Genomic DNA, 21,971 nt, shown 5'->3' on the forward strand with positions numbered 1-21,971 from the left:
CCGTCGGCCAGATTTGACGATGGCCGGTTTTCGGGTTTAATCCGGGCAACACGGATGGGATCGCGGTGCGGGTCACCCCGGTTCGGGCGCGATGCACCTTTGCCGCGAGTGGCTGGAAAGAGGCTGCGGAATGTCGAGGCCGATTCGGGGGCAGTCACCTCCTATGGACACAGAACCCCTTTCGCTGTGGGTCGAAGATCCGGTCGGTACCCCGCGGATGGCCGATCCGGTCCGGGCGGCCGCCGTCCGCGCCGCCCTGATCGCCTCCGTGACCCTGATCGAAGCTGTGATCACCACGCTGCTGACCTTCGGCGGGTCCTGGCTCGCCGCGCCGGCCATGATCTTCACCGTGGTCAGCGTGATCGTGGCCACCTGGGCCGTGCTGGACGTGTGGGTGACCCGCCAGGTGTGGAACCAGCGCAACGGCGTGGTCTCCAGCCCGAGCGCCGCCGCGCGGGCGCTGCGCCGCGAGCGCCGCCGGGCCCGGCGGCGCGAGCGCGTCGCGGCGAAGCCGAAGCCGCGGGCGCACATACCGCGGTCGCTGTCGCGGGCCTGAACCACGGCCGGCCGGCAGCGACACCTCCTGCGGTTGCGGGACCCGGCAGACCCCCGGCCGCTCGCCGGGAACCCGGCGGCGGCGGGGCGGTACCGGTGCGGCGCCCGGGTTGGCGTGCGGGGCCGGCAGAACCGGGTAACGTCTTTGTCATGTTCTTCCAGACGGCGATCCACGGGTGAGAGCGTGACGGGCCGCTGCTGACGTCCCTCGACGTCGCCGCCCGTCCCCCACCGTTGAATCCGTAGAGCACTCCGCATCCTGACCGGGAGAACCCGTGACCGTGAGCAAGAACATCAACAACCCCGTGGGCATGGGCGGCGGCCAGCGCAAGCGGCTGTCGCGCGCCGAGCGGCAGAACAACGGCCCGCACCGCAACCTCGACCGCCAGGGCGCGGCCGACCAGAAGGCGGAGCTGCTGCGCAAGATGCGCGAGAAGTCGGGCGCGGCCGAGGGCAGCGGGCCGGCGGACGACGCCGCAGCGCAGAGCTGACGCGCGGCCGCCACGGCGCGGCACCGCACGGAGCAGGGCCCGGACCGCGACGCGCGGACCGGGCCCTGCCGCCGTACCGGGCGGTTCCGCCCGTCGCGGCGGCTACACCGGCCGCGGCTCCGGCTCCTGCTCCGGCTGCGGGCGCGGCTCCGGGGGGCGGCGGAACATCCGGGTGGCCGTGATCTCCCCGTGCACCGTCTCGCTGCCGGTGTCCTGGACGGGCAGACCGGGCCGCAGGTGCTCCTCCACGGTGATGTACTTCAGCCCGGCGCGCAGGTCCGCGTCGTTGCGCAACCGCACGACCAGCGGGAACTCGGCCAGCGCCGTCGTGTCGAACAGCCCCGTGGTGTAGATCAGCTGGACGCCCAGCGCGTCGGCGACCGCCCGCTGCAGCTCCAGCAGGTACGTGGCGTTGGCCCGGCCGATGGGGTTGTCCAGGAAGAGCGTGCCGGCGTGCCGGTGCCGGTCGCGGCCCCGGTCGTTGCTGCGCAGCGCCGCCATCGTGCAGTACAGCGCGATGGCCGCGGTGAGCAGCTGCCCGCCGGAGAACACGTCGCCCATCTGCCCCACCGGGACGCGCTCGGCGCGCAGCACCGCGTCCGGCTTGAGGATCTCCACCGAGATCCCCTTCGGCTGGAGGGCCGCCGCGACCCCGCGCAGCAGCAGCGACATGCCGTCCCGCCGCAGGTCGGAGTTCTTGCGGACGGCGGAGCTGGTCGCCTCGTCGATGACCTCGCCGAGGCGCTCGGTGAGCGCCGCGTGGTCCGGGTCCTCGAAGCGGATCCGCAGGAACTCCTGCCCCGACCAGTCGCCCAGCCCCTCGGGGAGGCGGGAGAGCCGCTGGGCGGAGCGCAGCGTGGCCAGCGAGGACTCCACGAGGCCGCGCAGCCGGTCCACGATGCTGTCGCGGTTGCGCTCCAGCTGCTCCATCTCGTCGGTCAGCACCCGCAGCCGCGGCGCGAACGCCACCGCCCAGGCCGCCGCGTGCTCGGGCAGCCCGGCCGCCGGCAGCTCGCGGATCTGCTGCCGGGCCGGGGTCCTGACCTGCTCGAAGCGGGCGGCGTTGGCATGGCGGACCAGGATGTCGGACGCCTCGCGCAGCTGCGACTCGGCCGCCGACAGCTCGGTGGCGCAGCCGCGCAGGCCGCGCCGGACCTCGGCGGAGACCGCACGGGCCTCCTCCAGGGTGCCCGCGTACGGCTCGGGCTCCGCCTCGGGCTCCTCGTGGGCGGCCGCCCCGTCCCTGAGCAGGTCGCGCAGCAGCGCGGCCAGCTCGTCGAAGCCGCCGGCCGCGTCCTCCGCGGCGCGGTGCGAGCGCACCAGGTCCGCGTGCGCGGAGCGGGCCTCGTCCAGTGCCTCGGTGCGCGCGGCGAGTTCGCCGTTGGCGCCGCGCAGCAGCTCCTGGGCGTGTCCGGCGTCGCGCGGCAGCAGTCCGTCGGGCAGGTCGGTGTGCGACGGTCCGCCGGCGGGGGCGAGCCGCTCGGCCTCGCCGCGCAGCCGGCCCAGCTGCTCGCTGGCCGCCGAGGCACGGGCCTCGATGGTCTGCACGAGCTGCTCGGCGCGGGCCGCCGCGGCTTGCCGGGACGGGCCGTCGGCGCCGTCGGAGCCCTCCAGGAGCTGGGCGGCGCGGGTGCGGACCTTGTTGCTCAGCCGGTCCAGCTCGGTCAGGGCCGAGCTCTCGGTGCTCTCCGCGCGGGCCTGTTCGGCGCGCAGGTCGGCGCCGACGCCCACCTGCTCGTACAGCTGCGAGGCCGCGCGGTAGGCCTCGCGCAGCGCGGGCAGCGACTCGCCGGACGGCGGCGCGTCGTCCCGGCCGGGCTCGTCCGGCGCGCCCGCGATCTCGGAGCGCTCGGCCCGCAGCACCCGCGCGGTGCGGCGGGCGTCGTCGGCGCCGCGCTGGGCGGCCCTGCGGTCCTCGTCGGCCGCCTGGGCCAGCGCGAGGCAGGCCTCGGCCCGCGCCTCGGCCTCGGACGCGTCCTCGGCCAGCTCGCGGGCCCTGCGCTGCCAGTTGGCCCGCTCGCGCAGCCGGTGGGCGAGACCGGCCAGCAGGTCCGCGCGGCGCCGGGCCTGCTGCGCAGCCTCCTGGCGCGCGTCGCGCTCCGCGGCCGCCTCGGCCGCCACCTCGTCCGCCTCGGCGCGCCGGGCGCGCACCTCGGTCAGCTCCGCGCGGGCCGCCGCCGCGGCCTCCACGGCCGCCTCCACGGCTGCGGCGAGCTGGCCCAGCTGGCCCTTGGGGCAGCCGGACCGCCAGGACGCGAGCCGCGCGGCCAGCGTCCGGTCGTGGCCGAGCCGGGCGGCCAGCGCGCGGATCTCCGTGTCCCGGGCGCCGGCCCGGGCCCGCAGCTCCTGGCGTTCGCCGTCGGCCGCCAGCTCGTCGTGCATCGCCGGGTTCGGCGGCACGAGGAAGACGTCGGACGCGGCGTCGCCCGAGGGGGTCGGCGCGAGCAGGGCCGCCGCGGTGCCCACCGCCACGGTCGAGCGCGGCAGCAGGGCCGCCTGCGCGAGGACCTCGCGGGCCCTGCGGTACGTCTCGGGGTCGGTGACGACGACGCCGTCCACCAGCTCCGGGCGCGCCGACAGCACCGCCGTGTGGTCCGCGGGGTCCACGGCCTGCGCAAGGTAGCGCCAGCCGGGCAGCGCGGGGATGCCGTGCTCGCCGAGGTACTCCACGGTGGCCAGCACGTCCGGGCCCGGCGGCAGCAGGCCGCCGTCGCCGAGCGCCGCGAGGATCCGCGCGTCGTCGGCGGCCGAGGTGCGCAGGTCGAACAGCTGGCGTTCGGCCGCCGCGACCGTGCCGTCCAGCAGCTCGCGCAGCGGTTCGGCGAACGCGTCCAGCTCCAGGGCGCCCAGCGGGCCCGCGTCGGGCCGGCGCGGCGCGGCGGGCGCTCCCTCGGGCCGCTGCGGGGCGGCCGCGGACGGCGCCGAGCCGCGGGGGCCGGGGATCGCGTCACGGGTCAGCGGCTCGGCCGCGGGCAGGCTCAGCAGCTCGGACAGCCGCGGTTCGGCCGCGAGGGCCTCGGCGACGCGGAAGTCGGCGGAATGGGCGGCCTCGGCGGCCGCCAGGGCGTCCGCGGCGCGGGCCGCGGCCAGTTCCACCCGGGACTCGTCCGCGGCGGCCTCACGGGCGTGCTCCGCGGCCTGGCGCGCGGTCTCCCGGGCGGACTCGGCGACCGCGGCGGCGGCGCGCTCGGCGTCGGAGGCCTCCAGGGCGGCGCGGGCCGGGTCGGCGTCCGGGGCGGAGTCGTCGAGCCAGCCGGCGCTGACCGCCTCGGCGGTCTCCTGGGCGACCTCGGCGAGCCGCTGGCCGAGGTGGCCGGCCTCGCTGCGGGCGCGCTGCGCCTCGGTGGCCGCGGCGGTGGCGTCCCGGTGGGCGGCGATGGACTGCTCCTGGAGCGCCGCGGAGCGCTCCTCCTCCCGGTCCGCCTGCCCGTCGGCGCCGTCGGCCGCCGCGTGCAGGGCGCGGACCAGGTCGCCGGCGGCCAGCGTGCGGGCGGCCAGCGCGGGGGCCGCGTCGCGCTCGGCCTCCTGGATGGCCGCGCTGACCCGGGCCAGCCGGTCGCCGGCGGCGCGGTGCCGCAGCACCGTCTCGGCCGCCTGCCAGGCGGCGTGCAGGGTGCGGGCGTCGTTCAGTTCGCGGCGCAGCCCCGTCGCGGCCTTGTCGGACGCGGCCAGCGCCAGCGAGGCGTGCCGGTAGGCGAGTTCCGCGGCCACCAGGGAGCTGCGGCCGCGGGCCCGCTCGGCGTCCGTGACGTCCTGGGCGGCCCGCTCGGTGCTCTGTGCGAGCTCCGCGCCGCGGCCGCGCTCCTCGTGGGCGCGCGCCGACAGCCGGCGGGCCAGGGCGCGGGTGCGGCGCTCGGACTGGGTGTGGATGCCGCGCGCCAGCTCGCGGGCGCCGGCGTGCTCGACGATCCGCTCCAGCAGCTCCAGCGAGCCGGCGGTGAAGTCGCGCTCGGCGGTCAGCTCGGCCCGGCGGCCGAGCTTGCCGGCGAAGCTGTGCACGAGGTCCGCGAGGCCGTCGGTGTCCCGGGTGTCGGTGACGGCGCGCAGCAGCAGGTCCGCGAAGTCGGAGTCGTGCCGGACGGCGAAGAGCCCGGCGGCCTCGCCCTCGTCGGCGTTCATCTCCCGCTGGTAGCGGAAGAGCTCCGGGTCGAGACCCAGCTCGCCCAGGTGCTCGTTCCACCGGTCGTGGATCTCCTCCCAGGCCACTTCCAGGTGCGGGTAGAACTTGCCGGCCTCGGTGAGGGCGTCGCGGAAGCCCTTCATGGTGCGGCGGCGGCCCGTCGCGCCCGAGGCGCCCTCGGCGGGCGGCCGGACGGCGGTGGACTCCGCGACCGGCAGCGAGTCCAGGCTCAGCCCGGGGCCGGGGCGGAAGGAGTACCAGGCCTCGGCGAACTTGCGCGGGTCGGACGAGACCTGGCGGCCGCGCCACTCGCTGACCTTGCCGACGACCACCAGCTCGCCGGTGACGGTGTGCTGCCACTCCAGCGCCACGTGGCCGCAGTCGTCGGCCAGCAGGAACTTGCGCAGCACGCCCGAGCTGGCCCCGCCGAGGGTGTTGCGGTGGCCCGGCAGCATCACCGAGAAGATCAGCTTGAGCAGGACCGACTTGCCGCCGCCGTTCTCCAGGAACAGCACGCCCGCGGGGGCGGGGCGGCGCAGCGGGCCGGTCGGCTCGTCCTGGAAGAACTCGGCCTGGGCGGGCGCGGGCCGCGGTACGGGCGCGCCGACACCCCGCAGGTCCAGGACGGTGTCTGCGTACCGGGCACCGGCGGGGCCGATGGAGTACAGGCGGAGCCGGGACAGCTCGTACATGGCGGCGGACTCTCGTTATCTGCTCGGGTGGGCGTGCGGGGGGGGCGGGGCGGCTCAGGGGTGGCTGGGCTGGTCTTCCGGGCTGTGCCGGCTCTCGCGGCCGCGGCTCGGGCGGCCGTCGCCCTCGTGCCTGCCGCTCTCGTGGAAGGGCAGGCCCGCCTCGGCGACCAGGTCCAGCTCCCCGGTGTCGTCGGGCGGCAGCAGGGTCGCCGAGCCGTCGCTCACCGGGACCACGCCCAGCTCCAGCAGCTCGGCCATGGCCGCGCTGCCCGCCAGGTCCCGGACCTGCAGCTGGTACCGGGCCGTGGTGCGGAACGTGCCGCCCGCGTCGTCCCCGGTGCGCTGCAGGAAGCCGGAGTCGACGAGGAAGGCGACGGCCTTGCCGACGATGCCGGTGGTGGAGCCGGACAGCCGCCGGGCGTCCTTGGTCGCCCCCGTGGAGCTGCGGCGCGTCCAGACCCGCCAGGCGGCCTCCAGGCCGGGCGCGTCGCTGGCCGGGTCGGTGTTCTCGCCCTGCTCGGCGGCGCGCTCCTCCAGCCGGCGGCACGCCTGGCGGACGAACCCGTCGACCCCGTTGACGGTGATGCGGCCGATGTAGCCGTCGTCCGCGAGGTCCTCGGGGCGGGGGAACGCCATGGTGGCGGTGGCCAGGTGGGCCAGGCCGTGCAGGAAGCGGTCGGCGGCGTCGGAGGCGGCCCGCCGCGAGTACTCGCCCATCCGCACCGCGAACACCGAGTCCTCGGCGGCGGCCACGGCCATGCCGGCGCGCGGCGACACCTCCAGGACGATCAGGCCGAGCCCGGCGGCCACCGCGTCCGCGAGGCGGGCGAAGGCGGGCTCCTCGCGGTGCCTGCGGATCAGCTCCGCGTACTCCGCGTCCCGGGCGGGCAGCAGCTTGGGCTGCAGCCCGTAGGAGACCAGCCGGGCGGCGTCCGCCGCGTCGGCCGCGGTGACGGGCGACGGGGCGCCGGAGCGCGCGGCCGGCGCGGCGTCGCCGTAGGCGGCCGGCTGCGCGGTCTCGGCGTCTCGGTACTCGGTCACGGGTGGATCTCCTCGGGGGCGCTGAACGGTCTGGTGGGGGCGGCGGTCGTCATGCGATCTCCGAACGGGCCGCGGCCATACCGGCCGTGTCCAGCCGGGCGGTGCCCACGATCAGGTCGGCGCCGCCGAACTCCGGGTCCGCCAGCTCCTCGCCGTCGTCGACGGAGAACAGCAGCCGCGGCTCGCCCTGCCGGTAGGCGGTGCCGACCGGCGGGCTGGCCGCGTGCACCGCCAGCAGGGCCACGAGGTAGGGCAGTTCGGGGTCGCGGCGGCGGGCGTCGGCGAGCAGCCCGGACAGCCGGCGCGGCGCGTCGTCCGGCAGGTCCAGCAGCTCCAGCGCGCTCTCCAGCTGCTCCTCGCTGAAGCGGCTGTCGGCGGGCGTGGCCACCAGGTCCGGCTCGGGCATCGCCGCGCCCAGGTGCTCACGTTCGGTGGGCGGGGTGAGCAGTATGTCCACCAGGTCGCAGACCCGCACGGCGGGCGGCGTGCGCAGGCCCGTGCCGCGGGCGAAGAAGGCGTCGGTGACCCGGGACGCCTGCTCCACGGGGAGCGGCAGGACGGGCGAGACCAGCTGCCCGTACAGGTCGAGCCCGGCGCGGGCGGGCGCCGAGGCGAACGCCTGCCGGTCCTGCTCCGCGCGGAACAGCGGCCCGGCCTCCAGCAGCCGCGACTGCAGCTGGGTGTGGCGGCGGATGCAGTCCTTGACGATGTCGACGAGCTCGGCGGCGCGGCGCTTGTGCTCCGAATCCTCCGCCTCGTCCCGCGCCTTGCGGATGTTGGTGAGGATCGCGTTCTCGTGCCGGTACCGGTCGGCGACGTGGTCGAGCGCCTCCGCGATCATGTCCGGAACCGCGCGCAGCCAGTCCACCGCCCGGACGTTGCGCCGGGTCGCCTCCAGGGCGCGGCGCAGCGTCTCCGCGTACTGCACGGTGCGGTAGCGGGCCTGCTCGGCGGCGAGCTGGGCGTCCGCCAGCCGACCCCGGCTGATCAGCACCTCCAGCTTGACCTCGGCGGCGATCTGGGCGCTGGTGACGTCCGTGTCCAGGGCGCCGACCAGGACGTTGACCGCCTCGTCGGTGGTGCGCAGGTACACGCCGCCGCCGGGGCCCGGCACCTCCTCGATCAGCTTGAAGTCGTAGTCCCGCCGGACGTAGGCGCCGTCGGCGCCGAAGGTGCCGTAGACCGCGCGGAAGCCGCGGTCCACGCTGCCGACGTTGACGAGGTTCTCCAGCACCCAGCGGGCGACCCGCTCGTGCTCCTCCACGGGCCGGCGCGGTGCCTGGGCGGCGACCCGGGGCAGCAGCCTGGTCACTATCTGCTCGGGGTCGGCGCCGGTGTCGAAGTCCATGTTGAGCGTGACCATGTCGATGGCGGACAGCGCCACCTCCGCCATCGCGTACCCCGAGTACTCGCCGGCCAGGTTCGCCTTGCGCACGTCCAGGTCGTGCAGCGGCGCGGTGCAGGCGAGCGCCTTGAGGCGGCGGGCCAGGCCCTCGTCGGCGGCCGGGCCCGGGGCGGGGCGGGGCGCGCCCGCGGTCGGGTACGGGGTGGTCGTCACGGTCACGACCCACACATTAGGCGGTGGCACCGACATCGAACGAAACGGCACGGATCACCCGCCCGGCCACAAGTCACCCCGTCGACCGCTCGCCTGGGGACCGCACGCGCCGCCCGCCGCCGCTCCGGCGCCGGGCCCGCCGCGCGCCGGAGGCGGTGGCACCATGGCGCACATGGTCATCGATCTCAACGCGGATCTCGGCGAGGGCTTCGGCCGGTGGACGCTCACCGACGACGACGCGCTGCTGTCCGTCGTCACCAGCGCCAACGTCGCGTGCGGCTTCCACGCGGGCGACCCGGTCACGATGCGCCGGGTGTGCGCGCTCGCCGCCGAGCGCGGCGTGCGGATCGGCGCGCAGGTCTCCTACCGGGACCTGGCCGGCTTCGGGCGGCGCGCCATGGACGTGCCGCCGGACGAGCTGGCGGCCGAAGTCGCCTACCAGATCGGGGCGCTGGACGTCTTCGCGCGGGCGGCCGGCTCGCGGGTCGCGTACGTCAAGCCGCACGGCGCGCTCTACAACCGGACGGTGGGGGACGCGGCGCAGGCCGCCGCCGTGGTTGCCGGCGTCCTGCTGGCCGGGGGGCCGGAGGGCGGGCTGCCGGTGCTGGGGCTGCCGGGATCGGAGCTGCTGGCCGCGGCGGAGGGGGCCGGGCTGCCGGCGGTCGCCGAGGCGTTCGCCGACCGGGCCTACACCGAGCGCGGCACCCTCGTGCCGCGCTCGGAGCCGGGCGCGGTGCTGCACGACGCCGACGCCGTCGTCGCGCAGGCCCTGGCGGTCGCCCGCGACGGGCAGGTCGTCGCGGCCGGCGGCCGGCGGATCGCCGCCGGCGCGCGCTCGCTGTGCCTGCACGGGGACACGCCCGGCGCGGCCGGCCTCGCCCGGCGGGTACGGCGCGAACTGCTGGACGCGGGCGTCCCGTTGCGGCCGTTCGCGTGAGGACGCTCCCGGTGGGGGACCACGCGCTGCTCGTGGAGCTGGCGGCGGACGGCGAGGTCGGGGCGTTCCACGCCGAGCTGCTGCGGCGGCGCGCGGCCGGGTCGCTGCCCGCGGTGCGCGAGATCGTCCCCGCGGCCCGCACGATCCTGCTCGACGGGCTGGACGACCCCGGCGCGCTCGCGGCGGAGCTGGCCGACTGGACCGTCCCGCCGCTCGCGCCCGGAGCGGGAGCGCGCACGGAGATCCCGGTGCGCTACGACGGGCCGGACCTGGCGGAGGTCGCCGAACGGTGGGGCGTGCGGCCGGAGGAGGTGCCGGACATCGTGGGCGGTGTCGACTTCCGGGTGGCGTTCTGCGGCTTCGCTCCCGGTTTCGCCTATCTGACCGGGCTCCCCGAGCACCGGCACCTCCCGCGCCGGTCCACCCCCCGCACCGCGGTCCCCGCCGGCTCGCTGGCGCTGGCCGGACCGTACGCGGGCGTCTACCCCCGCTCCTCCCCCGGCGGCTGGCAGTTGATCGGCACCACCGACGCCGTGCTGTGGGACCCGCGGCGGGAGCCGGCCGCGCTGCTGGCCCCCGGCACCCGGGTGCGCTTCGCGCGGGTGGCGGCGTGACGCCGGGGGCGGTGCGGGTGGTGCGGGCGGGCGCGCTGACGACCGTGCAGGACCTCGGGCGGCCGGGCCACGCCCACCTCGGCGTGCCGCGCTCGGGCGCGCTCGACCCGCCCGCCCACCGGCGGGCCAACCGGCTGGTCGGCAACCCGGACGGGGCCGCGACCCTGGAGACCACCGTCAACGGCTGCGCGGTGCGAGCGGAGCGCGCGGTCGTCGCGGCCGTCACCGGCGCGCCCTGCGCCGTCCGGATCGACGGCGCCCCCGCGCCCTGGGGCGCGGCGGTCCGCGTCCCGGCCGGGGCCGTCCTGGAACTCGGTCCGGCCGAGCACGGGTTGCGCTGCTACCTGGCGCTCGCGGGCGGTGTGGACGTCGAGCCGGTGCTCGGCAGCCGCTCGACGGACCTGCTGTCGGGGCTCGGCCCGGCGCCGCTCGCGCGGCACGACACGCTCCCGCTGGGCCCGGCGCCCGTCCGGCCTCCCGGTGCCGACACGGTGCCGTGGCCCGCGCCGCCGGCCGAACTCGTGCTGCCGATGCTGCTCGGCCCGCGCGACGACTGGTTCACCGAGGAGGCGCCGCGCCTGCTGGCGTCCGGCGCGTACACCGTCTCCGCCGCCTCGAACCGCATCGGGCTGCGCACCGAGGGCCCCGCGCTGCGCCGGGCGTCCGGCGGTGAACTGCCCAGCGAGGGCATGGTGCTGGGCGCCGTCCAGGTGCCGCCCGACGGCCGCCCCGTCCTCTTCCTGGCCGACCACCCCACCACCGGCGGCTACCCGGTCATCGGCGTGGTCCCCGAACCCCGCCTGGCGGCGGCGGCCCAGGCCGTCCCGGGCACCCCCGTACGGTTCCTGCCGGTCCGCGGGCGCGGGCCCGGCCGGCGGTAGCCGCTCCGGCGCCCGCCTGACCCGGCCCGCCCGCCCCTCACGGCGCGGCCCCCGCCGCGGCGTGCGGGGCGACGGGGGCCGCCTCGTGGGCGGCCAGGAAGGCGGAGACCGCCGCGGGCCAGCCGTACCGCTCGGCCCGCAGCCGGGCGGTGGCGCGGCGGGCGGACTCGGGCCGGGCCAGGAGGCGTTGGACGGCGGCGGCGAACGCGCGGCCGTCGGTGGCGCAGGCGCCCGCCGGGCCCATCAGGTCGGGCAGGGCCGACAGGGCGCTGGCGACGACGGGCGTGCCGCAGGCGAGCGCCTCCAGGGCGGCGAGCCCGAACGTCTCGGCGGGTCCCGGGGCCAGGACGACGTCGGCGCAGGCCTGCAGCGCGGCCAGCCGGTCGCGGTCGGCGACGTGGCCGAGGAAGGTGACCGGCAGTCCGGCGGCGCGGGCCCGCGCCTCCAGGCGGGCGCGCAGCGGGCCGTCTCCGGCCACGACGAGCGCCGCCCCGACGCCCCGCCCGCGCAGCTCCGCGAGGGCCTCCAAGGCGCGGCCCGGCCGCTTCTCGGCCGACAGCCGCGAGCACATCACCAGCAGCACCGCCGCGCCGCCCGCGTACCGCGCCCGCAGCGCGCCGTCGCGCAGCGCCGGGCGGAACCGGTCCAGGTCCACCCCGAGCGGGGCCCGCACCACGTTGCGCGCGCCGACGCGTTCGAACTCGGCCGCCGCCCACGGGGTGGTGCACACGATCCGCGAGTAGGCCCAGGCCGTGCGGCGGTTGAGCCGGTCCGCGGTGGCGCGGGCGGCGCCGCGCGGCACCCCCCAGGTCCGCAGCACCGCGTCGGCGCTCTCGTGGGAGACCATGACGGCCGGGACCCGGTTCCTGCGGGCCCACTCCCCCGTCCAGCGCAGGGTGGTGCGGTCCGAGACCTCCAGCCGGTCGGGGGCCAGCGCGTCGAGCAGGGTCTCGACCGGGGCCCGGCGGGCGAGCACCTGGTAGCCGCCGGTGCCCGGCACCAGGGTGCCGGGCAGGGTGATCACCCGCCCCTGGCCGGTCGTCTCGGCGCGGATCCCCGGATGGCCGGGCGCCATCGCCCCGGGGACGACGAGGACCGGCTCGTGGCCCGCCGCGAGGTACCCCTCGCCCAGGTGCCGCAGCGCGGTGCGCAGTCCGCCGGAGACGGGGGTGACGAAGTTCGCGAGGCGGACGATCCGCAGCGGCCGGCTCATGCCGCGACCGCCGTCCGGGCGCCGAGCACCTGCGCGTAGTGGTCCAGCAGCTGGTCGCCGACCGCCTCCCAGGTCCGGGCGGCGACATCGGCACGGCCGGCCGCCCCGTACCGCGCGCGCAGCGCCGGGGCGCGCTGCAGGAGCCGCACCGCGTCGGCCAGCGCCTCGGCGTCACCGGGCGGCACCAGCAGGCCGGTGCGTCCGTGGGCGACGAGGTCGAGCGGGCCGCCGGCCGCGGGCGCGATCACCGGCACCCCGCTGGCCATCGCCTCCTGGACGGTCTGGCAGAACGTCTCGAAGGGCCCGGTGTGCGCGAAGACGTCGAGCGAGGCGAAGATCCGGGCCAGCTCGTGGCCGGTCCTGGGCCCGAGGAAGACCGCGCCCGGCAGGGCGGCGCGCAGCCCGGGGGCGCTGGGGCCGCCGCCGACGACGACCACCCGCACGCCGGGCAGCGCGCAGACCCCGGCGAGCAGGCCGACCTGCTTCTCCGGGGCGAGCCGGCCCACGTAGCCGACGATCAGCTCGCTGCGCGGGGCGAGCGTGCGGCGCAGTTCGGGGTCGCGGTGCTCGGGGCGGAAGCGCACCGGGTCGACCCCGCGCGGCCACAGGTGCACCCGGGGGACGCCCTGCCGCTCCAGCTCCCGGACGGAGGCGGTGGACGGCGCGAGGGTGCGGGCGGCGGCCGCGTGCACGGCGCGGATCCGCCGCCAGGCGGCGGCCTCGCCGACGGGCAGGTAGGAGCGGGCGTAGCCGGCCAGGTCGGTCTGGTAGACGGCGACCGCGGGGACCCGCAGCCGCCCGGCGGCCGCCATGCCCCGCACCCCGAGGACGAACGGGCTGGCGAGGTGGACGATGTCGGCGCGGTGCGCGGCGATGGCGGCGGCCGTGCGGCGGCCCGGCAGGGCGACGCGCACCTGGGGGTAGCGCGGCAGCGGCAGGGAGGGGACGCGGACGACGGGGCAGGGGTCGCCGCCGGGCGGCGGGGCGCTGGGCACGGCCGGCGCGACGACCAGCGGCTGGTGCCCGCGCCGGGCGAGGTGCTCCGCGGTGCGCAGCGCGCAGTGCGCGACGCCGTTGAGGTCGGGTGGGAAGGACTCGGTGACGATCGCGACTCGCATACCCCTGTTGTCGCCACGCCGAGCGTTGTCAGGGCCACGTCGATCTGTACCGCCGTGGAACGCGTGATGACCCTTCGGGCGGCCGGGCCCCCGCCGGACGGGCGGGGGCCGTGACGGCCGGGTCCCGTCCCGCTAGCGGGCGGGCTCCCCCGAGCTGAGGCGGCCCCGTACGGCGGTCTGCACCTCGGCCTCCTCGGCCGGATCGGCGGCCATCCGGCGCAGCTGGGCCAGCACCCGCACATCCCCGGTGGCGGCCTGGTGCGCGGCGAGCTCGCGCGTGGTCTCCTCGCAGTCCCACAGGCACTCCACCGCGAAGCCGGCGGCGAAGCCGGGGTCGGTGGCGGCCAGGGCCTGGGCGGCGGAGCCGCGCAGCTGGGACGAGGAGGTCTCGCGGTAGACGTGGCGCAGCACGGGGGCCGCGCGGCCGATGGAGAGCCGGCCGGCGCCCTCGATGAGGACGCACAGGCCCTCGGCGTCGGCGCCGTCGCCCTGGACGAGCCGGCGCAGGCCGGCCAGCACCCGGCCGGCGTCGTCGGCACCGCCGCGGCAGGCGAGCACCCGGGCGGCCGAGATGCCGAGCGCGTCCTCGCGCTCCGACCAGGAGCGGGCGCGGTCCATGGCGTCGGCGTCGCGCATCCGCTCGAAGGATTCGAGGGCCGCCCGGACGACGAGGTCCACGGGGCCGGCCGCGGCGGCCTCGATGAGGTCGAGGGCCTGCGGATCGCGCCGGTCGGCGAGGTGGCGCAGGGCGGCGGCGCGGGCCGCGGGCGGCCCGTCCTGGGCGGCGGCGATCAGCTCGGGGCGGTCCTCGGGCCCGGCCACGGCGGCCAGGCAGCGGGCCGCGGGTTGGTCGCGGTCGACGGGCGGGTACTGGTCGAGGCCCTGGTCGGCCCATTCGAGGACGGCGCGCACGCTCCAGCCGGGGGTCGGTCCCGTCGGGCGCAGCTGGCGCTGCCAGCGGCCGAAGGACACCTCCTCCTGCGCCCTGCGGACCCGGGCGGCGGTCGCGGGGTGCCGGGAGTCCTCGGCCCACAGCTGCCACGGCCTGGGCTCGTACGCCTCGCGCACGGCCGCGGCCAGCCGGGTGTCGCCCTCGGGGGTGTCCGGGAAGCGGGCGAGCAGGGCGGGGCCGAGGTCGCGCAGCCCCTGCTCGTCGTCGCGGACCGCCAGCTCGTCCAGGGCCCACTCCCAGTTGCCGCCGGTGGCCGCGTAGCGCCGCAGCAGGCGCAGGGCGTCACCGCGGCCGTAGCCGGCGAGGTGGCCCAGGACGGACAGCGCCAGGCCGCAGCGGTGCTCGTCGGGGGCCAGGAGGTCGTCCGGATGGAAGAGGTGCTGTTCGATCCCGTCGAGCCCGGCTTCCAGTTCGGAGTACAGCCGCGCGTAATAGAGGGAGCGTGATTCCACCCGCCAGTCGAGGCGGGGGTCACGCAGGACGCACTGCTCCAGAGCGGCGAGGGCATCTGCCCGCTGCGCCGCCAGGGCATGCAGGGTCCCGTCTCCGCGTCCTCGCTGGAGGAGGCCGAGAAGGGTTCCACTGGGCGCTATGTCTGGGTCGAACATGAGGTCAGCATCCGGTGCGGGGGGTTCCAAGGCAACGGGATTTCCGCTGCGGGTGCCCGGCATCCTTACCGGCCACCGGGCGTTTCAAGCCTGGCGGGGGGTGGGAATGTGTGGGGCCGGGGCGGGCCGCAGCCTACCGAGGTTTGGCCGCTCGTGTCGCTCCGGGCCGCCAGACGTTCCGGAAGGCTCATGGCATATGCCGCAAGCACCACCGGATCGGGTATTGCCGAAACCCTTACGGCCCATCACGCCGTGTGCCACAGTCGTTACCGGCCCTTCCGTCCGCCCAGGCCGCGCAGCCCGGTATCCGGTATCGGAGTCACCCTCGGAGAGCGTCATGCCGTCTCACCTGCACGCGGATCACTCCGCCGCACAGCCGACCGACCCCGGCACGGTGGACGCGCTGATCTCCCAGGCCCGCCGGCTGCGCAGCGAGGTCGACGCCGTCCGCCGCGAGGCGGCCGCCCCGTACGGGGACGCCCGGGTCCGCTGGGAGCGCGCGCTGTGCGACCTCGCGGTGCACCAGCTCGACGACCTGGGCGAGCATCTGGGACAGCTCCGCGAGGGTTTAGCCGGCGACGACAGCGCCACCGCCCCCTTCCTCCCGAGCGGCTTCGACGGCTCCTACGTCCCGCCCGCCCCCCTGCCGGAGCGTGTCCCGCATCACGCCCCCAGCCGGGCCGGCAGCGCCGAATGGGACCTGCTGACGGACGAGGCCCAGTGGTCCGACGAGCTGTACCGCATCTTCGGCCGCGACCCGGCCGACGGTCCGCTGACCCTGGACGAGCTGCCCTCCTGGCTCTTCGCGGAGGACCAGCAGACACTGACGTCGATGGTGACCGGCTGCCTGGTCGACGGCCGCCCCATCGACGGCGAGTTCCGCATCGTGCGCTCCGACGGTTCCACCCGGACGCTGCACATGGTGGGCGAGCCCGTGCTCGACGCTGACGGCGGCACCGCTTCGATGTGGGCCGTGCTGCGGGACGTCAGCGCACTGCGCCGCAGCCAGCTGACGCTGAGGGAGACCCGTGACTCCCTGCAGCGCCAGCGGCAGCTCGCGCGGTCCGAGCACCGGCTGGCGGTTGAGCTGCAGGAAGCCGTGCTCCCGCCGTGGCGCGGCTCCCTGCGGTTCCCGCAGGGCGGCGGACCGGCCACGCTGGACCTCGCCGCCCACTACCTCCCCTCCGGTACCAGCGCCCTGATCGGCGGCGACTGGTACGACGCACTGCCCCTTCCCGACGGCGCGACCCTGCTGACCGTCGGCGATCTCACCGGACACGGCGTGAACGCCACCTCCGGCATGGCGATGATGCTCGGCGCGCTGCGCGGCATGGCGGTGGCCGGGCTGGCGCCCGGACCGCTGCTGGGCAGGCTGAACCACCTGCTGGACACGTCGGCCCAGCCCACCCTCGGCAGCGCGCTGTGCTGCCGCTACGACCCCGCCGACCGCACCCTGAGCTGGGCACAGGCCGGCCACCCCGCCCCGCTGCTCTTCCGGGACGGGACAGGACGCAGCCTGGACCCGCCCGAGGGCGTGCTCCTCGGGGCGACCTCCGACGCGCGGTACACCCAGGCCACCGAGCCCCTCAACTCCGGTGACCTGCTGGTACTGCACACCGACGGACTCGTGCCCCGCCGGACGTCGTTCCCGGCCGCGGCGGAGCCCACGGACGGCGCACGACGGCTGCTCGCGATGGCACCGCTGTTCGCCCGGGCCAGGACCGCACAGGACTGCGTGCGGCTGGTCGTCGAGGAGTTCGGCGCCCCCGAGCGCGAGGACGACGCCTGCGTGCTCGTCGCGAGGATCGTGTAGCGACAGCATCGAGCGGCACAAGCAGCACGACACGAGCAGCACGAACAGCACACGACACGACGGGCACACGGGTAGCAACGGACCGGTGGAGCGACGGGCCGGTCGTCCCGCCCGTCAGATCTGGCGGCTGCTCCTGTTCTTCGGCGCCGGAGGCATCGCCGCCTCCAGCTCCGACCGCAGGTCCTGGATCGTCGTGTAGTCCTTGTACCGCCCGGTGAGCCGGTACATCTCCCGCAGCCGGTCCCACGTCCGGTGCGAGGACGTACTGCCGATCGTCAGCAGGGCCATCCGCGCGTAACGGTCGGCCTGCTCCGGGTCGTTGCCCAGGAAGCAGGCCGAGGCCAGCGAGATGTAGTCGAAGATCTTCGACCGGTCCCGGCCCGCCACCCGCAGCTCCAGCGCGTACTTGGCGTGCATCTGCGCCTGGGACGCGGCGGCCGGGTCGTGCTCGGCCAGCGTGCGGTACGCCAACGCCTGCATCCCGTGCAGGTCCGCCTCGTCGAACATCTGCATCCAACTCGGCGGCGGCACGTCGCCCTTGTCCGAGGAGAACAGGTCCTCGGCCTCCCCCAGCGTCCGCCGCATCGCCTGGCCGCGCCCCATCGAGGCCTGGGCCCACGCCTCGATGGTCTGCAGCATGGCGCGGGTGCGCGGCAGGGCCTGCTCGCCCGAACCGGACTTCGCCAGCTTCATCAGGTCCAGCGCGTCGTCCGGCCGGCCGATGTGGACCATCTGCCGGGCCGCCCGGGACAGTGCCTCGCCGGCCCGCGGCCGGTCCCCTCCCTCCCGTGCCGCGTGTGCGGCGATCACGAAGTACTTCTGGGCCGTGGGCTCCAGGCCCACGTCGTGCGACATCCACCCGGCGAGCACGGCCAGGTTGGCGGCCACGCCCCACAGCCTGCGCTGCAGGTGGTCCTGGTGGTGGTAGGCGAGCATGCCGCCCACCTCGTTGAGCTGGCCGACCACCGCCTTGCGCTGCAGCCCGCCGCCGCGGGCCGCGTCCCAGGCGCGGAACACCTCGACGGAACGCTCGAGGGCCTCGATCTCCTGGGAACCCACCGGAGCCGCCTCGTACCGGTCGTACGAGGCGGGTTCGGCATGGAGTGGATCATTGATGACCGGTGCGTCGGCCACCAGGGCCGGGTCGGTGTGCAGCCAGTCGTACATGGCGCTGCTGAGTGCTGAGCCAGCGGTGAGCGCGGCGCCCGCGCCCACCAGACCGCGTCGGTTGAGCATGAGGTCCATTCCCGTGAATTCGGTGAGGACCGCGGCTGTTCGTTCCGGTGGCCACGGCAGACCGTCTCCGGTCTGCTTCTTCCCTGCGCGCCGCTGCCGGTCGAACCCGAGATCCTCGATGGTCACGACACGGCCGAGCCGCTCGGTGAACAGAGCGGCCAGCACCTTCGGGACGGGTTCGCGCGGCGACTCACCGGTCTCGATCCAACGGCGCACCCGCGAGGTGTCGGTCGCCAGCTGCGGGTGGCCCATGGCCGCCGCCTGCCGGTTGACCAACCGTGCGAGTTCACCCTTGGACCAGCCGGTGAGGCCGAACAGGTCCGCAAGTCGGGTGTTGGCTTCTTTGCTCACGTCAAGCCCCCAGGTTCCTCGGCACCGTTGACACTAATCGCCCGACAATGGCCCCGCGAGTATTCGCCACGCTTCGCCAGGGTGCGCCAGATGGTCTGCCACCCGCGCCAGGGTGTGATGTAGGAACGCGCCAACCCGGCCCGGCACCAGCCGGCTCCCGGAAGGCCGTTCGAGTCGCCCGTGAGTCGCGCAGAAGCTGCTCCCGTCCGAGCGAACGACCGCCCAGGGAGGGGCGTACGGCGCGTGGACGGACGGGGCCGCCGGCTCGAACCCGCATTCCCCAGGGTGCGGGTCCGGACGCCGGCCCGGTTCCGTACCGCCCACGCGCCGGCCACGCCACCGACCACCACGTCGCGGCTCCGCGACGCGGCAACCGCCGAAGGCTCTGTCGCCACGACGAAGTACCGCACCAATGTCATGAGCTCGCAGGCACACGAAGGGATCTGTTTCCCCCTCATGTATTCAGCATCGTCCTCCGTGTCCGCTCCGCCCCGGTTGTCGTTCCCCGCTGGTACGGACTCCTCCATGCGCTCCCGCCCGCCACTCACCGCCGCTCGGCGGGGCCTGCCGGCGGGCACCTCCCATCCGCTCAGCGGGAGACTCGACTTGACCGGCCCCCAGGGCGCCCAGCTGCGGACGGCCCTCGCCGCGGTGCAGCGGATATGTCCCGAGTTCAGTCCTGTCCAGATGCTGCGCCGCAGCGGCCGCACCGCACTGCTGGTCGGCACGTCGGGACGGAGTCCCGCGGTCGCCAAGTGCCTGCTGGACCAGTCCCCCGCGTGGGTCGAGCGGTTCCAGCACGAAATAGCGGCGTACCGGGCGTTCGTCCGGCACCGCCCGCCGGCCCGGGTCCCCCGGCTGATCGCCGCGGACCCGGAGAGCTGCGTGCTGGTCCTGGAGCGCATGCCCGGACGCGTCGTGTCTCCCCACCGCCACCCGACCGAGTCCTTCCCGCGGTCCGACGTGCGGGCGGCCATCGGCGCCTTCAGCCGGGTCAACCTGTGGCGGCCGCCGCCCGGGGTCTTCGACGCGCCGATCGACTACCCGGCACGGATCTCGCGCTACCACGAGCTGGGGCTGCTCACCGACCGCGACATGGGCGACCTGCAGAAGCTGCTGCACGGACTCGCCCACACGCAGGGGCAGTTCTGCCACGGCGACGCCATGCTCTCCAACGTGCTGCTCTCCCCGGCCGGCCCCGCGCTGGTCGACTGGGAGCACGCCGGCTGGTACCTGCCGGGGTACGACCTCGCGGTGCTGTGGTCCGTGCTCGGCAACGACCCGGTGGCGCGCCGCCAGATCAGCCAGCTCGCCCAGAGCCAGGGCCCGGCCTCCCGGGACGCCTTCCTGGTCAACCTGATGCTCGTGCTGACCCGGGAGATCCGCACCTACGAGACCGCCGTGCAGCGCACCATGCGCAGCACCGCCCCGCCGTCGCAGACCATGCCCGGCGCCGGCGAGGAGCAGCGGCTGCTGCTGCGCCGGCTGCACGACGACTGCGGTCTGGCCCGGCGGGCGGTGCGTGCCGCCGTCGGCACGCGCTGAGTTCCGCACGACCTGTCCCGCCCCCGGATCGCGGGGGTTTTCACCGCCCGCCGCCCGGTGCGTCACCGGTCCAGACCACTGACGCGGGGCAGGCCAGCGCGCCCGTGCCGGGGAAACCCCCGGCACGGGCTTTTGACGTGCGCAAACAGGCCCCCTCCGGGCGCTGTTGACGGATCGTCCGGAAGCCGATACCTCTGTGGAGCCCTTCGCCCGAGCACCGCTTCAAGGAGGCCGCATTGCGAGAGTCCGCCCCCCGATCGGCGAGACACCGCCGGAGCACCCTGCGGACGGTGACCGCCGCGGCCGCCGCCGCGGCGCTGCTGCCCGTGCTCTCCGCGGCCACGTCCGCGAACGCCGCCCAGCCCGCCGCCTCGTCGCTGCAGCAGGCGTTCGACGACGCGGCCCTGCGCTACCACGTGCCGGCCGGCGTCCTGCTGGGCGTGTCGTACCTGGAGTCGCGCTGGGACACCCACCAAGGGCTGCCCAGCGTCACCGCCGGCTACGGCCCGATGCACCTGACGGACGCCCGTACGGCGCTCACCGACTTCCCCGGCAGGGGTGACGGCGGGGACGACGCCCGCGGCGACGACTCCCGGCCGCTGACCGGCGCCGCGCGGGCGGTTCCGGACGCCGACCTGTCGAAGCTGCCCGCCGCCTTGACCACGCTGGAGCGGGCGGCGGTGCTGACCGGGCTGCCGGCCCGGACCCTGCGGCAGGACGCGGCGGCCAACGTCGCCGGCGGCGCGGCACTGATCGCGGACGCCCAGAAGTCGCTGGGGCAGCCGCTCAGCTCCGACCCGGCGGACTGGTACGCCGCCGTCGCGCGCTTCTCCGGCGCCGACGACGCGGCCACCGCGACCGCCTTCGCGGACGACGTCTACGACGTGCTGCGGCAGGGCCAGTCCCGCACGACGGACGCCGGGCAGAACGTCACCCTGGCGGCGGCCCCCGGGCTCACCCCGGCGACCGCCCAGACGGCCGCGCTGGGGCTGCGGCAGGTCGACACGAGCCGGACGCAGTGCCCGCGCACGGTGGGCTGCGAGTGGGTGCCCGCGCCCTACCAGGAGACGGCTCCCGGGGACTACGGCAACCACGACCTCGCCGACCGGCCCGCCACCCAGACGATCGACACCATCGTCATCCACGACACCGAGGGCAGCTGGGACACCGCCCTGAAGCTGGTGCAGGACCCGACGTACCTGGCCTGGCACTACACGGTCCGCTCGGCGGACGGCCACATCGCGCAGCACCTCGACACCAAGGACGTCGGCTGGCACGCGGGCAACTGGTACGTCAACGCCAAGTCGATCGGCATCGAGCACGAGGGCTTCCTCACCGAGCCGGGCACCTGGTACACGGAGTCGATGTACCGCACGTCCGCGCGGCTGGTCGCCTACCTGGCGAAGAAGTACCGGATCCCGCTCAACCGGCAGCACATCCTGGGCCACGACAACGTGCCGGGTCCGACCGGCGCGTACATCCGGGGGATGCACACCGACCCCGGGCCGTACTGGGACTGGGCGCACTACTTCCAGCTGATGGGCGCCCCGCTGCACGCCACGGCGGGCCCCGGCGGCGGCCTGGTCACCATCCGGCCGGACTACGACAGCAACCGGCCGCTGTACACCGGCTGCGTCACGGCGGGCGACACCTGCCCGTCGCTGGGCTCCGAGGCGGTGCGGCTGCACACCGCGCCGAGCGAGGACGCGCCGCTGGTGAAGGACATCGGCCTGCACCCGGCGGGTGACTCCACCACGGGCGTCAACGACGTCGGGGCGCGTGCCTCCACCGGCCAGCAGTACGCCGTCGCCGAGCGCCGGGGCGACTGGACGGCGGTGTGGTACCTCGGGCAGAAGGCCTGGTTCAGCAACCCGCGCTCGCAGCCGACGGCCGTCAACGCGTGGGGCTTCACCGTCACCCCGAAGGAGGGCCTGGCCGACATCCCGGTGTACGGGCGCGCCTACCCCGAGGCGGCGGCGTACCCGGCGGGTGTTCCCGTCCAGGCGGTCGTGCCGATGCCCTACAAGCTCCTGGCGGGCCAGGAGTACGCGATCGGCAACCGGGTGCAGGGCGAGTACTACTACTCGACGACCTTCGACACCGCCCCGCACCGGGTCGTGCGCGGCGAGCAGGTCTACTACGAGATCCAGTTCGGCCACCGGGTGGAGTACGTGAAGGCCGAGGACGTCACGGTGCTGCCGTCCCAGGTGGGCGCGCCGCGCTAGGCGCTCCGCGGGACGTGACAG

14 protein-coding genes and 1 pseudogene are annotated in these 21,971 nt (G+C 76.1%); 8 read left to right on the forward strand and 7 right to left on the reverse strand.

The annotated features are described in order from the left end of the window. Nucleotides 1–163: 163 nt before the first annotated feature. Both ABZ721_RS02375 and ABZ721_RS02380 read left to right on the forward strand, forming a co-directional pair. Entirely contained in the window at nt 164–556 is a 393-nt protein-coding gene (locus ABZ721_RS02375) for a hypothetical protein (protein WP_358786674.1), read from the forward strand. Nucleotides 557–830: 274 nt separating this feature from the next. Beyond that, nucleotides 831–1,046, forward strand: coding sequence for a DUF6243 family protein (locus ABZ721_RS02380; protein ID WP_358786675.1), 216 nt, complete (start codon nt 831–833; stop codon nt 1,044–1,046). Nucleotides 1,047–1,148: 102 nt separating this feature from the next. Here the strand turns inward: ABZ721_RS02380 and ABZ721_RS02385 are convergent, their stop codons facing one another. From ABZ721_RS02385 to ABZ721_RS02395, 3 genes and pseudogenes are all read right to left on the reverse strand, one after another. Beyond that, the gene (locus ABZ721_RS02385; RefSeq protein WP_358786676.1) at nt 1,149–5,858 is read right to left on the reverse strand and encodes a hypothetical protein; all 4,710 of its coding nucleotides are present in this window, start codon (nt 5,856–5,858) and stop codon (nt 1,149–1,151) included. Nucleotides 5,859–5,999: 141 nt separating this feature from the next. After that, nucleotides 6,000–6,899: pseudogene (locus ABZ721_RS02390) on the reverse strand (hypothetical protein); the annotation flags it as partial. Nucleotides 6,900–6,948: 49 nt separating this feature from the next. Further along, nucleotides 6,949–8,463, reverse strand: a complete 1,515-nt coding sequence (locus tag ABZ721_RS02395; RefSeq protein ID WP_358786677.1) for a hypothetical protein — start codon at nt 8,461–8,463, stop codon at nt 6,949–6,951. A 157-nt stretch (nt 8,464–8,620) separates the two neighbouring features. On the opposite strand from ABZ721_RS02395, the gene ABZ721_RS02400 reads away from it, so the two are divergent. Genes ABZ721_RS02400 through ABZ721_RS02410 form a run of 3 tightly spaced genes read left to right on the forward strand, consistent with a single transcriptional unit; the run spans nt 8,621 to nt 10,889 of the window. Then, nucleotides 8,621–9,394, forward strand: coding sequence for a 5-oxoprolinase subunit PxpA (locus ABZ721_RS02400; RefSeq protein ID WP_358786678.1), 774 nt, complete (start codon nt 8,621–8,623; stop codon nt 9,392–9,394). Further along, nucleotides 9,391–10,008: an allophanate hydrolase subunit 1 gene (locus tag ABZ721_RS02405; protein ID WP_358786679.1), complete on the forward strand. Its 618-nt coding sequence runs from the start codon at nt 9,391–9,393 to the stop codon at nt 10,006–10,008. Before ABZ721_RS02400 ends, ABZ721_RS02405 begins: the two co-directional genes overlap by 4 nt. After that, the gene (locus tag ABZ721_RS02410; protein ID WP_358786680.1) at nt 10,005–10,889 is read left to right on the forward strand and encodes a biotin-dependent carboxyltransferase family protein; all 885 of its coding nucleotides are present in this window, start codon (nt 10,005–10,007) and stop codon (nt 10,887–10,889) included. Before ABZ721_RS02405 ends, ABZ721_RS02410 begins: the two co-directional genes overlap by 4 nt. 37 nt (nt 10,890–10,926) lie before the next feature. On the opposite strand, the gene ABZ721_RS02415 is transcribed toward ABZ721_RS02410, so the two are convergent. The 3 genes from ABZ721_RS02415 to ABZ721_RS02425 all read right to left on the reverse strand — a co-directional run bounded on the left by ABZ721_RS02415 (nt 10,927) and on the right by ABZ721_RS02425 (nt 14,780). Further along, the gene (locus ABZ721_RS02415) at nt 10,927–12,102 is read right to left on the reverse strand and encodes a glycosyltransferase (protein WP_358786681.1); all 1,176 of its coding nucleotides are present in this window, start codon (nt 12,100–12,102) and stop codon (nt 10,927–10,929) included. Next, nucleotides 12,099–13,220 carry a glycosyltransferase family 1 protein gene (locus ABZ721_RS02420; RefSeq protein ID WP_358786682.1) on the reverse strand — a complete coding sequence of 374 codons (1,122 nt, stop codon included), beginning with the start codon at nt 13,218–13,220 and terminating at the stop codon, nt 12,099–12,101. Before ABZ721_RS02420 ends, ABZ721_RS02415 begins: the two co-directional genes overlap by 4 nt. Nucleotides 13,221–13,352: 132 nt before the next feature. Further along, complete coding sequence (locus ABZ721_RS02425) at nt 13,353–14,780, reverse strand: HEAT repeat domain-containing protein (RefSeq protein WP_358786683.1); 1,428 nt, start codon at nt 14,778–14,780, stop codon at nt 13,353–13,355. A 337-nt stretch (nt 14,781–15,117) separates the two neighbouring features. On the opposite strand from ABZ721_RS02425, the gene ABZ721_RS02430 reads away from it, so the two are divergent. Further along, nucleotides 15,118–16,593 (forward strand): SpoIIE family protein phosphatase, encoded by a 1,476-nt coding sequence (locus ABZ721_RS02430; RefSeq protein WP_358786684.1) that lies wholly within the window; start codon nt 15,118–15,120, stop codon nt 16,591–16,593. A gap of 114 nt (nt 16,594–16,707) precedes the next feature. On the opposite strand, the gene ABZ721_RS02435 is transcribed toward ABZ721_RS02430, so the two are convergent. After that, complete coding sequence (locus ABZ721_RS02435; protein WP_358786685.1) at nt 16,708–18,180, reverse strand: hypothetical protein; 1,473 nt, start codon at nt 18,178–18,180, stop codon at nt 16,708–16,710. Nucleotides 18,181–18,636: 456 nt separating this feature from the next. Here ABZ721_RS02435 and ABZ721_RS02440 point away from each other — a divergent pair, with 456 nt between their 5' ends. Together ABZ721_RS02440 and ABZ721_RS02445 are read left to right on the forward strand one after the other, a co-directional pair. Next, on the forward strand, nt 18,637–19,725 hold the full coding sequence (locus tag ABZ721_RS02440; RefSeq protein WP_358786686.1) for an aminoglycoside phosphotransferase family protein: 1,089 nt from the start codon (nt 18,637–18,639) through the stop codon (nt 19,723–19,725). A 290-nt stretch (nt 19,726–20,015) separates the two neighbouring features. Beyond that, complete coding sequence (locus ABZ721_RS02445; RefSeq protein WP_358786687.1) at nt 20,016–21,950, forward strand: peptidoglycan recognition family protein; 1,935 nt, start codon at nt 20,016–20,018, stop codon at nt 21,948–21,950. The last annotated feature ends 21 nt before the right edge of the window (nt 21,951–21,971 follow it).

Source organism: Streptomyces sp. NPDC006733, assembly GCF_040636125.1.
Classification (GTDB): Bacteria; Actinomycetota; Actinomycetes; order Streptomycetales; family Streptomycetaceae; genus Actinacidiphila.

Excerpts from the sequence above, each read along its gene's own strand:
- ABZ721_RS02385 (WP_358786676.1), bottom strand. The coding sequence starts at position 5,858 with ATGTACGAGCTGTCCCGGCTCCGCCTGTACTCCATCGGCCCCGCCGGT.
- ABZ721_RS02415 (WP_358786681.1), bottom strand. The coding sequence starts at position 12,102 with ATGAGCCGGCCGCTGCGGATCGTCCGCCTCGCGAACTTCGTCACCCCC.
- ABZ721_RS02400 (WP_358786678.1), top strand. The coding sequence starts at position 8,621 with ATGGCGCACATGGTCATCGATCTCAACGCGGATCTCGGCGAGGGCTTC.
- ABZ721_RS02375 (WP_358786674.1), top strand. The coding sequence starts at position 164 with ATGGACACAGAACCCCTTTCGCTGTGGGTCGAAGATCCGGTCGGTACC.
- ABZ721_RS02430 (WP_358786684.1), top strand. The coding sequence starts at position 15,118 with ATGCCGTCTCACCTGCACGCGGATCACTCCGCCGCACAGCCGACCGAC.
- ABZ721_RS02420 (WP_358786682.1), bottom strand. The coding sequence starts at position 13,220 with ATGCGAGTCGCGATCGTCACCGAGTCCTTCCCACCCGACCTCAACGGC.
- ABZ721_RS02425 (WP_358786683.1), bottom strand. The coding sequence starts at position 14,780 with ATGTTCGACCCAGACATAGCGCCCAGTGGAACCCTTCTCGGCCTCCTC.
- ABZ721_RS02440 (WP_358786686.1), top strand. The coding sequence starts at position 18,637 with ATGTATTCAGCATCGTCCTCCGTGTCCGCTCCGCCCCGGTTGTCGTTC.